Here is an 11,946-nt window from a genome sequence, read left to right as displayed (position 1 = left end):
TTTATTTTTTTAAGATTGTTTTTTCAATGCTTTCGTGATAATCTATCTGTGTAAACGGTTACACATCAAAGAAGGGAGGCACTCCATTGGCTACAATTAAAGATGTTGCAAAAGCTGCTCAAGTGTCTGTTGCAACTGTTTCACGCGTGCTCAATGATACTGGATACGTCCATATTGATACGAAAACCCGTGTGACACAAGCGATGCAGGAGCTAAACTACTTCCCCAATGAAGTGGCACGATCCCTTTTTAAAAGAGAATCAAGATTAGTTGGTCTCATCTTACCTGATATCACAAACCCCTTCTTCCCTCAGCTGGCTAGAGGCGTTGAGGATGAGATTCATGCAAACGGTTTTCGCTTATTATTCGGAAACAGTGATGAAGATCGGGAGAAGGAAATGGCCTATTTACAAACCTTTAAGCAAAACCAGGTGGTCGGTGTCATCGCTGTCACAAACGAACCTGAATCGGATTTGTACAATGATGATGAACTGCCTGTTGTCTTCTTAGATCGTACCGTTCCAAATGCGCCTTCTGTGTTTGCCGATGCTACGGCAGGTGGGAAAATGGCTGCAATGGAATTAATCAAACGCGGCAGTCAGCAAATCACATTGCTAAAAGGGCCCGCTCATCTTCAAACGGCGCGGCAAAGATTCAAAGGCGCACTTGATGTTCTGACTGAAGAAGGTGCTAACTTTCATGTGATGTCTAACGCTTCTTTTTCTTTTCAGGAAGCCCGAAAAAGCGCCAAGGCTCTTTTCAAGCTGTACCCTGAAACAGATGGCATCATTGCCAGCAATGACATCGTCGCAGCAGCCGTCGTACACGAAGCGCTTCGTATTGGAAAAGCCATTCCAGAAGACGTCCAAATCATTGGATTTGATGATATTCCGCAAAGTGAACTGCTCTTCCCTTCTTTATCAACGATCCGGCAGCCTGCCTATGATATGGGGAAAGAAGCCGCAAAGCTAATCATTAAAGCCATTCAAAAACAGCCAATTGATCAAGCAGTTATTCAAATGCCCGTCTCTTTTATTGAACGAGAGACCACGAGAAAGGTGGATTCACAATGAGTCAAATAGTTGTCGTAGGAAGTTGTTCCATGGATCTAGTTGTCACATCGAGTAAGCGTCCCAATGCAGGAGAAACCGTCCTAGGCGAATCATTTAAAACGGTTCCTGGGGGAAAAGGAGCCAATCAAGCAGTAGCAAGCGCAAGGCTTGGTGCAGATGTATATATGATCGGCCGGGTTGGGGATGACGCGTATGGTCAGGACATTATGAGCAATTTGCAAGCACAAGGTGTTCGTACCACCTATATGAAACCGGTTACCGAAATGGAAAGCGGAACAGCTCATATCATTTTAGCTGAAGGGGATAACAGCATTGTTGTCGTCAAAGGAGCAAACAATGAGGTAACACCTCATTATGTAAAAGATGCGCTTTCTTCTATTGAAAAAATCGGAATCGTCCTCATCCAGCAGGAAATTCCTGAAGAAACAGTCGAAGCCGTCTGCACCATTTGCAGCGAAAAAGGGATCCCAGTCATCTTAAATCCCGCACCAGCTCGCAAAGTCTCTCAGCAAATATTAGATCAAGCTGCCTATATCACGCCAAACGAACACGAAGCAGCTCTTATGTTTGATGGACTCACCATAGCAGAGGCTTTGCGCCAATATCCAAACAAATTACTCATTACAGAAGGAAAAAGTGGTGTTCGATACTTTGACGGATCAAAAGAAGTGTTGGTACCGGGCTATCCTGTGAAAGCCGTCGACACTACAGGCGCTGGCGATACTTTTAACGGCGCTCTAGCTGTAGCACTAACAGAAGGAAAATCCCTATACGACGCACTTGCCTTTGCCAACTTAGCCGCATCTATCTCAGTCACAAAATTTGGTGCCCAAGGCGGCATGCCAGCAAGAGAAGAATTGGAGAATAAGAAATGAAGAAAAATGGTATTTTAAATAGTCATATCGCCAAGGTACTTGCTGATCTTGGTCATACAGATACAATTGTCATCGCAGACTGCGGCCTGCCCATTCCAAAAGGCCCGGTCAAGATCGACCTTGCATTATCCATCGGCACACCATCCTTTCAGGAGGTTACTTCCCTTCTTCTTGAGGAAATGGCCGTTGAACACATCACGATCGCCAGTGAAATCAAAGAAGCCAATAAGAGAGATCATTTATTTCTAAAGAAAGCGTTCTCACATCCGTTAGATGAAGTCGATCACGAGACATTTAAAGACATGACCAAACAGGCAAAAGCAGTGATTCGAACGGGTGAAGCCACCCCATACGCAAACTGCATTCTTCATGCCGGTGTCATCTTTTAAAAGGAGGAGCCACTTATGAACATTGAAATGCATAACATCCATAAGGCCTTTGGAAAAAACACCGTTCTCGCCGGGGTCTCCTTTGACCTCGTCACAGGTGAAGTCCATGCACTAATGGGTGAAAACGGGGCAGGAAAATCAACGTTAATGAATCTGCTGACAGGACTCTATTCCCTGGATCAAGGAACGATTCAAATCGACGGAAAAGAAACCGCTTTCAATAATCCGAAAGAAGCCGAGCAGAACGGGATTGCCTTCATTCATCAGGAGCTGAATATATGGCCTGATATGACGGTACTCGAGAATTTATTTATCGGGAAAGAAATCTATACAAAACTTGGTCTCCTAGACACCAAGAAAATGAAAACCCTCGCCCAAGCGCAGCTCGACCGATTATCTGTCAACCTATCGCTCGATCAAGAGGCAGGAGGCTGTTCTGTCGGACAAAAGCAGATGATTGAGATTGCGAAAGCGTTAATGACCGATGCAAAGGTCATTATTATGGATGAACCAACAGCTGCTCTCACAGACCGTGAGATTGAAAAGCTATTTCAGGTCATTGAATCACTCAAAAAAGAAGGCGTTTCCATCGTCTACATTTCTCACCGGATGGAAGAAATCTTCGCCATCTGTGACCGAATAACCATCATGCGTGACGGGAAAACGGTCGATACGAAAGCGATACCGGACACGAATTTCCATGAAGTCGTCAAAAAAATGGTCGGCCGCGAATTAACCGATCGTTACCCTGAACGCACACCTTCTACTGGTGATACCGTCCTAGAAGTGAAGCAAGCAACGAGGAAAGGCCGCTTTCAAGATGTCAGTTTTTCCGTCAAAGCTGGAGAAATTGTCGGTGTTGCAGGCTTAATGGGTGCTGGCCGGACGGAAATGATGCGGTCGCTCTTTGGACTCGATCCCCTGGATCAAGGGGAAATTTGGGTTCATGGGAAAAAAGCTGTCATTAAAAAACCAAGTGATGCAGTCAAACTTGGCATCGGTTTTATCACGGAGGATCGTAAAGATGAAGGACTGATGCTTGATGCATCCATCCGGGAAAACATCGGCTTGCCTAACTTAGACAGCTTCTCTCCAAAGGGGCTGATCGATAAGAAAAACGAGCAGGACTTTGTTGACCTGCTTATCAAACGACTCACGATCAAAACCGCTTCATCTGAAATTTCTGCACGCAGCCTGTCCGGTGGAAATCAGCAAAAGGTCGTCATCGCCAAATGGATCGGCATTCAGCCGAAGGTGCTGATTTTAGATGAACCGACAAGAGGTGTCGACGTCGGGGCGAAACGAGAAATTTATCAGCTCATGAACGAGCTGACGGATCGAGGCGTTGCGATTTTGATGGTCTCCTCTGAGCTCCCAGAAGTTCTTGGGATGAGCGATCGAGTGCTTGTCATCCATGAAGGAACCATCAGCGGCGAATTAAGTAAAACAGAAGCTACACAAGAACGAATTATGACACTAGCTACAGGAGGGAAGTAACATGAAACCACTTACTTCAAATGGACGATTTGACAACATCATGCAAAAGCTTGGGCCATTCTTAGGACTCATCATCCTTGTTGCCATTGTTTCTATTTTAAATCCGGCCTTTTTAGAACCATTAAACATTTTAAACTTACTCAGACAAATCTCCATTAACGCCCTCATTGCCTTTGGCATGACGTTTGTTATTTTAACCGGAGGAATTGATTTGTCTGTCGGTGCCATTCTAGCGCTGTCTAGTGCTCTGACTGCCGGCTTTATTGTATCTGGTTTGGACCCGATTCTTGCCATCATCGTTGGATGTATCATCGGTGCCATCCTTGGAATGATCAACGGTCTTTTAATCACAAAAGGAAAAATGGCTCCTTTTATCGCAACACTTGCGACGATGACGATTTTCAGAGGATTGACGCTTGTTTATACAGACGGAAACCCAATTACAGGGCTTGGCTCTAACTATGCATTTCAGCTATTTGGTCGTGGATACTTCTTAGGCATTCCTGTTCCAGCGATCACCATGCTTCTCACCTTTATCGTTCTTTGGGTCTTGCTTCATAAAACACCTTTTGGCAGAAGAACGTATGCCATTGGCGGAAATGAAAAAGCAGCCCTCATCTCAGGTATTAAAGTACCACGCGTCAAAATCATGATTTACTCATTAGCCGGCTTTATGTCTGCTTTAGCAGGTGCGATCTTAACATCTCGTCTCAACTCAGCCCAGCCAACAGCTGGTACGTCGTATGAACTTGATGCAATTGCTGCCGTTGTACTTGGCGGGACAAGCCTATCAGGCGGAAGAGGGCGAATTGTCGGCACACTCATCGGGGTACTCATTATTGGGGTCTTGAACAATGGTATGAACTTACTTGGTGTTTCATCATTCTATCAGTCTGTTGTGAAAGGGATTGTCATCTTGATTGCAGTCCTACTCGACAGAAAGAAATCTGCTTAAGGAGGCAGCTGCTATGAAAAAATATGTAATCCTGATCGTGACTCTCTCATTATTCATGCTTTCTGCCTGCTCGCTTGAACCGCCAGAGTGGGCCAAATCAACAAAGGATGGCAAGAAAAAAGACATAAAAATCGGACTATCGATCTCGACTTTAAATAACCCATTCTTCGTTTCTCTTAAAAACGGTGTGACAAAAGAAGCGAAAAAGCTTGGCATTGAAGTTGTCATTGCCGATGCACAAAATGATTCAGCCAAACAAACAAGTGATGTAGAAGATTTAATTCAACAAGGGGTCGATGCATTACTCATTAACCCAGCCGATTCCTCAGCTATATCAACGGCTGTCGAATCTGCGAATGCTTCAGACATACCGGTCATCACATTAGACCGTTCGGCAGAAAGCGGAAAGGTTGAAGCGCTCGTTGCTTCCGATAACATCAAAGGCGGCGAAATGGCAGCTAACTTTATCATCGACAAAGTCGGTAAAGGAGCAAAAGTGGCTGAACTAGAAGGTGTACCAGGTGCTTCTGCGACACGTGAACGAGGAAAAGGTTTCCATCAAATTGCAGACAAAAAGTTAGATGTCACAGCAAAACAAGCCGCTGACTTCGACCGGACAAAAGGGCTCAACGTGATGGAAAACCTTCTTCAAGGAAACCCTGACATCAAAGCCGTTTTTGCCCACAATGATGAAATGGCACTTGGCGCACTAGAGGCCATCCAAAGCTCTGGAAAAGACATTCTTGTCGTCGGTTTCGACGGTAATGAAGATGCACTCAACTCGATCAAAGCAGGAAAACTATCTGCAACAGTCGCGCAGCAGCCAGAGCTGATCGGTCAACTGGCAGTCGGCGCTGCTGACGATGTATTAAAAGGCAAAAAGGTAGAAAAAAATATCGCCGCGCCATTGAAACTAGAACAAAAGAAATAAACACTAAACCCCCGATAGCCTCGGGGGTTTTAGATTATAGACAAAGGCTGAAATGAACTTGATTTTAGCCCTTTGTCTTCTTTTCAGCTTGATAGAAAACCTTTGCAGTCTAGGAAGGACGAGCACCGGAGCAGAGCGAATTGACATTCGTGAGCACCGAAGCGCAGGACTGACAAAGAATGCGAGGGTTTGTCTACACGCTGGACCACCGATAGCCTCGGGGGTTTTAGATGTTATTCCGGCCTCTTCAGCACAAATGGCGTACCTAAATGGGCATAATCATTACCTGCTAGGCGCGCGACTGGCTTTAATTCATTCGTAAAAATATATCCTTTTTCCGCATCATAGACGGATTCATCTAAATGCGCACACACCACCCGGCCAATGATATGATCGACTGTGATCTCCCCCTCATCATTTTGAAAGGTCAGATGTTTTTCCAGCTGACATTCAAAGCGAATGCGTGCTTCCTTGATTCCTGGCACTGACACCACGCTGCTCTTCACTTGATGAAGACCGGTACGAGTCAGCTCACTCTCTTCCTCTGGCAAAGTAGCAGCTGTTTCATTAATATCTTCAATCATCGCTTCATCACTCACATGGACAACAAATTCTTCCCTGTCGATGATATGTTTTGCTGTATCTTTCATCTCTCCTTGACGACGTCCAATAGAAACAGCGATCAGCGGAGGATGGCCGCTGATGACATTAAAGAAACTAAATGGTGCAGCATTGACGACTTCTTCTTTAGAAAGGCTTGTAATAAATGCAATGGGTCTTGGAACGACGGAACCAGATAATACTTTATATGCTTCTTTTCGTGACAGCTGATCCATTTGTAATGTAATCACTTCAGACATGCCTCCTCTTGTATGTAACGACATCATACCATACCCCGTTCTCTCTTCCCTTATTCCGGCTCAGCGCGATGGAGAATATGATGGACAAGATGAAACAATGCCGGATTATGATTTTCTCGTCTATAAGAAATGGTCCATTCCGCGAGTAGCTGCTCACCTTCAATTGACCGATACACCACATCTAAATTAAATAAACGCCGGGCCGATGTTGGAATGATAGCAATTCCGATTCCCGCTGTGACAAGCCCAATGACCATTTGATATTCTGCTGCTTCCTGCACGATATTGGGTGAAAATCCGTACTTTTCACAAAGTAGGACAAAATGCTGATAAAGGGACGGCCATGATTCCTTTGATAAAGAAATAATCGGCTCATCACGAATATCTTCAATCGTGACAGCTTCTTTTTCCGCCAGCGGATGGTTTTTCGGAATCGCAAAAATACATTCACTTTGCTTCATTAAACGACTGACCAATTCTTCTTGCGGTGATGTAGGATGCAAAAAACCAATATCAATCTCACCATTCAAAAGCGCCTCAAGCTGCTGCGGGACAGAGAGCTGTTGCAGCTCAATACTGACAGAGGGGTACCGCTCTCTGAATTCACGGACAACTGGCGGCAGAATATCATATGTCGCTGTACCAACGAAACCGATGATAATCTTCCCAAGCTCCCCTCTTGCCGTATGCCGGGCATGATCAACGGCTTTATCAAGCTGATGCAGCACCCCCCGGACCTCATGTAAAAAAACCTTTCCAGCAGCTGTTAACTCCACCACCCTTTTAGACCGGTGAAACAAAGGAAATCCCAATTCTTCCTCAAACTGCTTAATTTGCTGACTAAGTGGAGGCTGTGTCATGTTCAATCGTGCGGCCGCTCTGCCGAAATGCAGCTCCTCCGCGACTGTGACAAAATACTGCAAATGTCTCAGTTCCATCCTTTCACTCCTCAAACACTTATTCGTAAAACATATTAAAACTACGTTAAACATATATTGGAAAATTTATTTTGTGAAATGTATAGTAAATCATATCATGAAAATATATTTTCATAAAAAATTTTACTTGCCGAAAGGAGTGCGGGGTAAATGAATTCTCAAACACAACCCCTAACAAAACGAGGAGCAGAGTTGATTGTCGATACGCTCATTGCCCAAGGTGTGACCCATGTTTTTGCGATTCCAGGTGCAAAAATTGATGCAGTATTTGATGTATTAAAAGACAGAGGTCCAGAGCTTGTGCTATGCAGACACGAACAAAATGCGGCATTCATGGCAGCAGCTGTCGGTCGTTTAACTGGCAAACCAGGCGTTTGTCTCGTTACATCAGGTCCTGGCGCATCCAATTTAGCGACAGGTCTATTAACAGCCAATACAGAAGGTGACCCTGTTGTTGCAATCGCTGGAAACGTCATCCGTGCGGATCGGCTCAAACGAACACATCAATCACTCGACAATGCGGCATTATTCAAACCAGTGACAAAATATAGCGTTGAAGTACAAGACGTAAACAATATACCAGAAGCCTTAACAAATGCTTTTCGCGCGGCACAAAGAGGTCAAGCTGGGGCAGCATTTATCAGCTTTCCACAAGATGTCGTGACCGAACACACCACACAAACACCAGTGTCTGCTCACCCTTCTCCAGAACTAGGTCCTGCACCGGATGCTCTCATCAGTTCGGCCATCGCCAAGATTCAAAATGCGCACTTACCTGTTGCAATTGTGGGAATGAAAGCTAGCCGTCCAGCTGCGGCAAATGCGACAAGAACATTATTAAAAACACTTGGTATCCCATTTGTCGAAACGTACCAAGGAGCCGGCGTTCTCTCAAGAGAGCTTGAGCCTCAATATGTGGGCAGAATCGGCTTATTCCGTAATCAGCCAGGCGACCTTCTCATTGAGAAAGCGGATGTGATTTTAACTATTGGCTTTGATCCAATCGAATACGATCCGAAGCATTGGAATTTGAAACCGCAGCAGCGTCAAATCATCCATGTGGATGACATGCAGGCAGATATTGACCATTTCTATGAACCGACGCTTGAGCTTGTGGGCAATATATCTGAAACGGTGCAACATCTAGCTCATGACAGCGTTCCACTTTCATTATGCAAAAAGAACGTAGATCTCGTCACAGAATTACAAGAGCTGTTAAGTGATATCGAAAAAACACCAGAAAGAGAAAGTCATTTATCACACCCGCTGGATGTCATTCATACGTTGAGACGTATCATCCCAGATGACACGAAAGTGACATGTGATATCGGATCGCACGCCATTTGGATGTCTCGCCACTTCCGTGTTTATGAACCGAACACGTTCCTAGTGAGTAACGGAATGCAAACACTTGGCGTGGCATTACCATGGGCGATTGCAGCCTCCATATTGAATCCAGATGAAAAGATCATTTCAGTCTCAGGTGATGGCGGTTTTCTCTTCTCCGCCATGGAATTAGAAACAGCCGTGCGCATGAAAACAAATCTCGTTCATCTCGTTTGGAACGACAGCACATACGATATGGTGGCATTCCAGCAGGAAATGAAGTATGACCGTACGTCTTGTGTTGAGTTCGGTCAGATCGACTTAGTGAAATATGCAGAAAGCTTTGGAGCAACTGGATTACGTGTCAACTCACCTGAAGAGCTTTCAACTGTCCTTCAAAAGGGTATAAACATAGAAGGACCCGTTATTATTGATATTCCGATAGACTATCAAGACAACCCAGACCTCGCCAGTCAAAAATGGCCAGAAGTCTTTCGTGAAAAACACACAACGAACGTCAGATAAGACTTCGATACATTACTTTAAAGGAGTGAGCGGACATGGGTATGATGCACCCAATGAATCAACAAAACAACACAATACCGCAGGACAAAAAGCAAGAGGTCTATCAAGTATCAACCATGACCTCCTTGCTGGAAGCCGTATACGATGGAGATTTCTCCCTATCACATATTCCCGAGCACGGTGATTTTGGCATTGGCACATTCAATCAATTAGATGGGGAACTAATCGGCTTTGACGGCGCTTTTTATCGACTGCGCTCTGATGGAACAGCCACACCAGTAACCGATCAAGATTATTCACCATTCTGCTCTCTAGCATTCTTTGAAACGGACATCGTTCATCGAATTGATGCACCGATGACGTCCAAAGAGCTAGAGGAAGAAATCGACCGAATCTTACCGAGCAAGAATGTCTTTTATGCGATCCGCATCGATGGGTCATTCAAAAAGGTTCAAACCCGTACGGTTGAAAAACAGGAAAAACCTTACGTTCCGATGGTGGAAGCAGTCAAGTCACAGCCTATTTTCGATTTTGAAAATATTCGCGGAACGATTGCAGGCTTCCGTACACCACAGTACGCACATGGCATTGCGGTAAGTGGATATCATCTCCACTTTATTGATGATGATCGAAGCGTAGGCGGGCATGTATTTGATTACACTGTGGATCAAGTGACCATCCGAATTTCTCAAAAACGTCACATGAATTTACACCTGCCAAATACGCAGGAGTTCTTCCAAGCAGACATTGATCGTGCTGACCTTGCACAGCAAATTGCCAGTGCGGAAAGCAGCCCAGAAAAATAAAATGAACACACCCCGGTGATACCGGGGTGTTTTTTTATACAAAAAGATATATTATCCTCTTTTATTATTTCATTTCGTTACTCAATTAAAAATCAAACATTCTATTCGTAATAAAATATGATAGAATATCAACAGAAGAAAGGTGGTTATACGGTGGCACATGAATATCGCATTCCAAACTTAACATTAGATGAAAGAGATAAACAAATTCTTTCCTTATTACACGAGGACGGGCGTATGTCCTACACGGATCTAGGGAAACAAGTCGGCCTTTCCCGTGTTGCTGTACAAGCCCGTATTCAGCAGCTCATTGAAGCAGGTGTCATTGAACGATTCACCGCTGTCATTAATCCAGCAAAGATCGGCATTCATGTCTCTGTCTTTTTTAACGTAGAGGTTGAGCCGAAATGTTTAGAAACAGTCGCCCTTCAGCTTGAGCAGGAAACAGCCGTCACAAGCCTTTATCATATGACAGGACCAAGCAAGCTGCATATGCATGGCATTTTTCAAAATGAACAGGAAATGGAGACGTTCCTGACAAAGAAGCTGTACCCGCTTGAAGGCGTCGTCAGTGTGGACTGTCAAATGCTCATTAAACGATACAAAAGCCGAATGGGCATGAAATTGTAGATAGGAGTTGAACCACTTGCAATCATATCTTGAACTCATGATCGCCATGGTGCGAACCGGTATTCTGGGATTTGGCGGAGGACCTTCTGTGATCCCGCTCATTCGCCATGAAGCGGTCGTCAAATACAAATGGATCAATGATGACGAATTTGGAGAAACACTCGCCATCGCCAACGCATTGCCCGGACCGATTGCTACGAAAATGTCGGCATACCTCGGCTATCGGTTAAAAGGTGTATCTGGTGCCTTTGTTGCAACAGCTGCACATATTTTACCGACATGTCTCGCTATGGTGGCACTTGTTACACTTGTCAGCGTCTTAAGCTCTTCAGTCATCATTCAAAATATGATCGGTGCTGTGACACCAGTGATTGCCGTTCTGTTAGGAATGATGGCATATGAATTTGGACAAAAAGCGTTGAAGGGCTTCGGCATGATCTTCGGAATCGTCCTATTCCTTTTGGCATTTGTCGGTCTTCAAGTACTCTCGATTCATCCAGGCATCATTGTCATCATCTTTTTATGTTATGGTGCCTTTCATTTCAAACTGAAAGATCGCTGGACTCGAACAAATAAAGAGAAAGGAGTGTCTTCGTGATGCTGATTCTCTTTTTATTCTGGGCATTCTTCTTATCCAATCTGTTAGGATATGGCGGAGGACCTGCCTCCATTCCGCTCAATTATGAAGAAATCGTCAATCATTTTCATTGGATGACAAACGAAGGGTTCTCCAATATGCTCGCATTAGCCAACGCACTTCCAGGTCCAATCGCTACGAAAATTGCGGCTTATGTAGGCTATGATGTCATGGGATGGCCAGGCTTTATCGTTGCACTGCTTGCGACGGTCCTGCCGTCTGCGATTGGATTGATTTTACTGCTAAAACTCATTGACCGTTTTCGCCAATCTTCTGTCGTCAAAGGCATGACCTTATCTGTGCAGCCTGTCATTGCCATGATGATGCTTTTATTAACATGGGAAATTGGTGGAGATGCCGTGAAAGCCATTGGCTGGACGCAATCACTTGCCATTGCCGCCATTTCATTTTTCTTTATGACCAAATTCAAATTGCACCCTGCCTTTCTGATTGTGGCTGCATTTTTATATGGCGGATTCATTCTTCCGCATTAACGCAAAAACC

General features: G+C 44.6%; 13 protein-coding genes. 11 read left to right on the top strand and 2 right to left on the bottom strand.

All coding sequences use genetic code 11. The annotated features are described in order from the left end of the window. The first annotated feature begins 86 nt into the window (after nt 1-86). From MHH23_RS03745 to rbsB, 6 genes are read left to right on the top strand one after another with little or no spacing between them, the layout of a single operon-like run. Nucleotides 87-1,073, top strand: coding sequence for a LacI family DNA-binding transcriptional regulator (locus MHH23_RS03745; protein WP_008343265.1), 987 nt, complete (start codon nt 87-89; stop codon nt 1,071-1,073). Then, nucleotides 1,070-1,948 carry a ribokinase gene (gene rbsK / locus MHH23_RS03740; protein ID WP_340958920.1) on the top strand — a complete coding sequence of 293 codons (879 nt, stop codon included), beginning with the start codon at nt 1,070-1,072 and terminating at the stop codon, nt 1,946-1,948. Before MHH23_RS03745 ends, rbsK begins: the two co-directional genes overlap by 4 nt. Further along, entirely contained in the window at nt 1,945-2,337 is a 393-nt protein-coding gene (rbsD, locus tag MHH23_RS03735) for a D-ribose pyranase (RefSeq protein WP_340958919.1), read from the top strand. The genes rbsK and rbsD overlap by 4 nt, the downstream gene beginning before the upstream one ends. 15 nt (nt 2,338-2,352) lie before the next feature. Then, nucleotides 2,353-3,834: a sugar ABC transporter ATP-binding protein gene (locus MHH23_RS03730; protein WP_340958918.1), complete on the top strand. Its 1,482-nt coding sequence runs from the start codon at nt 2,353-2,355 to the stop codon at nt 3,832-3,834. Nucleotide 3,835: 1 nt separating this feature from the next. Next, a complete protein-coding gene (rbsC, locus tag MHH23_RS03725) occupies nt 3,836-4,789 on the top strand; it encodes a ribose ABC transporter permease RbsC (RefSeq protein WP_007497532.1) in 954 nt (317 codons plus the stop codon). A 13-nt stretch (nt 4,790-4,802) separates the two neighbouring features. Beyond that, nucleotides 4,803-5,720 carry a ribose ABC transporter substrate-binding protein RbsB gene (gene rbsB, locus MHH23_RS03720; RefSeq protein ID WP_017368181.1) on the top strand — a complete coding sequence of 306 codons (918 nt, stop codon included), beginning with the start codon at nt 4,803-4,805 and terminating at the stop codon, nt 5,718-5,720. Nucleotides 5,721-5,953: 233 nt separating this feature from the next. On the opposite strand, the gene MHH23_RS03715 is transcribed toward rbsB, so the two are convergent. Together MHH23_RS03715 and alsR are read right to left on the bottom strand one after the other, a co-directional pair. Next, nucleotides 5,954-6,571, bottom strand: a complete 618-nt coding sequence (locus MHH23_RS03715) for a flavin reductase family protein (protein WP_024718717.1) — start codon at nt 6,569-6,571, stop codon at nt 5,954-5,956. A gap of 59 nt (nt 6,572-6,630) precedes the next feature. After that, nucleotides 6,631-7,518 (bottom strand): acetoin biosynthesis transcriptional regulator AlsR, encoded by an 888-nt coding sequence (alsR, locus tag MHH23_RS03710; protein WP_039962952.1) that lies wholly within the window; start codon nt 7,516-7,518, stop codon nt 6,631-6,633. Nucleotides 7,519-7,668: 150 nt separating this feature from the next. Between alsR and alsS the strand changes: the two genes are divergently transcribed. From alsS to MHH23_RS03685, 5 genes are all read left to right on the top strand, one after another. Continuing rightward, nucleotides 7,669-9,369 carry an acetolactate synthase AlsS gene (gene alsS / locus MHH23_RS03705; RefSeq protein WP_041091433.1) on the top strand — a complete coding sequence of 567 codons (1,701 nt, stop codon included), beginning with the start codon at nt 7,669-7,671 and terminating at the stop codon, nt 9,367-9,369. Nucleotides 9,370-9,413: 44 nt separating this feature from the next. After that, nucleotides 9,414-10,175 (top strand): acetolactate decarboxylase, encoded by a 762-nt coding sequence (gene budA / locus MHH23_RS03700; protein ID WP_370529243.1) that lies wholly within the window; start codon nt 9,414-9,416, stop codon nt 10,173-10,175. Nucleotides 10,176-10,328: 153 nt separating this feature from the next. After that, nucleotides 10,329-10,805, top strand: coding sequence for an Lrp/AsnC family transcriptional regulator (locus MHH23_RS03695; protein ID WP_017360010.1), 477 nt, complete (start codon nt 10,329-10,331; stop codon nt 10,803-10,805). A 37-nt stretch (nt 10,806-10,842) separates the two neighbouring features. Next, on the top strand, nt 10,843-11,403 hold the full coding sequence (locus MHH23_RS03690) for a chromate transporter (RefSeq protein WP_056408440.1): 561 nt from the start codon (nt 10,843-10,845) through the stop codon (nt 11,401-11,403). Next, the gene (locus MHH23_RS03685; RefSeq protein WP_007497548.1) at nt 11,403-11,936 is read left to right on the top strand and encodes a chromate transporter; all 534 of its coding nucleotides are present in this window, start codon (nt 11,403-11,405) and stop codon (nt 11,934-11,936) included. The genes MHH23_RS03690 and MHH23_RS03685 overlap by 1 nt, the downstream gene beginning before the upstream one ends. Nucleotides 11,937-11,946: the final 10 nt, after the last annotated feature.

It is taken from the genome of Bacillus sp. FSL K6-3458 (assembly GCF_038005045.1).
Lineage (GTDB): Bacteria > Bacillota > Bacilli > Bacillales > Bacillaceae > Bacillus > Bacillus altitudinis.
The sequence above is the reverse complement of the archived record's forward strand: the minus strand, read 5'-3'. Positions and strand labels throughout refer to the sequence as shown.

Bases quoted from the DNA above. Each gene is read 5' to 3' on its own strand.
- rbsB (WP_017368181.1), top strand. From the start codon at position 4,803: ATGAAAAAATATGTAATCCTGATCGTGACTCTCTCATTATTCATGCTT.
- MHH23_RS03685 (WP_007497548.1), top strand. From the start codon at position 11,403: ATGCTGATTCTCTTTTTATTCTGGGCATTCTTCTTATCCAATCTGTTA.
- budA (WP_370529243.1), top strand. From the start codon at position 9,414: ATGCACCCAATGAATCAACAAAACAACACAATACCGCAGGACAAAAAG.
- alsR (WP_039962952.1), bottom strand. From the start codon at position 7,518: ATGGAACTGAGACATTTGCAGTATTTTGTCACAGTCGCGGAGGAGCTG.
- rbsK (WP_340958920.1), top strand. From the start codon at position 1,070: ATGAGTCAAATAGTTGTCGTAGGAAGTTGTTCCATGGATCTAGTTGTC.
- rbsC (WP_007497532.1), top strand. From the start codon at position 3,836: ATGAAACCACTTACTTCAAATGGACGATTTGACAACATCATGCAAAAG.
- alsS (WP_041091433.1), top strand. From the start codon at position 7,669: ATGAATTCTCAAACACAACCCCTAACAAAACGAGGAGCAGAGTTGATT.
- MHH23_RS03730 (WP_340958918.1), top strand. From the start codon at position 2,353: ATGAACATTGAAATGCATAACATCCATAAGGCCTTTGGAAAAAACACC.
- rbsD (WP_340958919.1), top strand. From the start codon at position 1,945: ATGAAGAAAAATGGTATTTTAAATAGTCATATCGCCAAGGTACTTGCT.
- MHH23_RS03690 (WP_056408440.1), top strand. From the start codon at position 10,843: ATGATCGCCATGGTGCGAACCGGTATTCTGGGATTTGGCGGAGGACCT.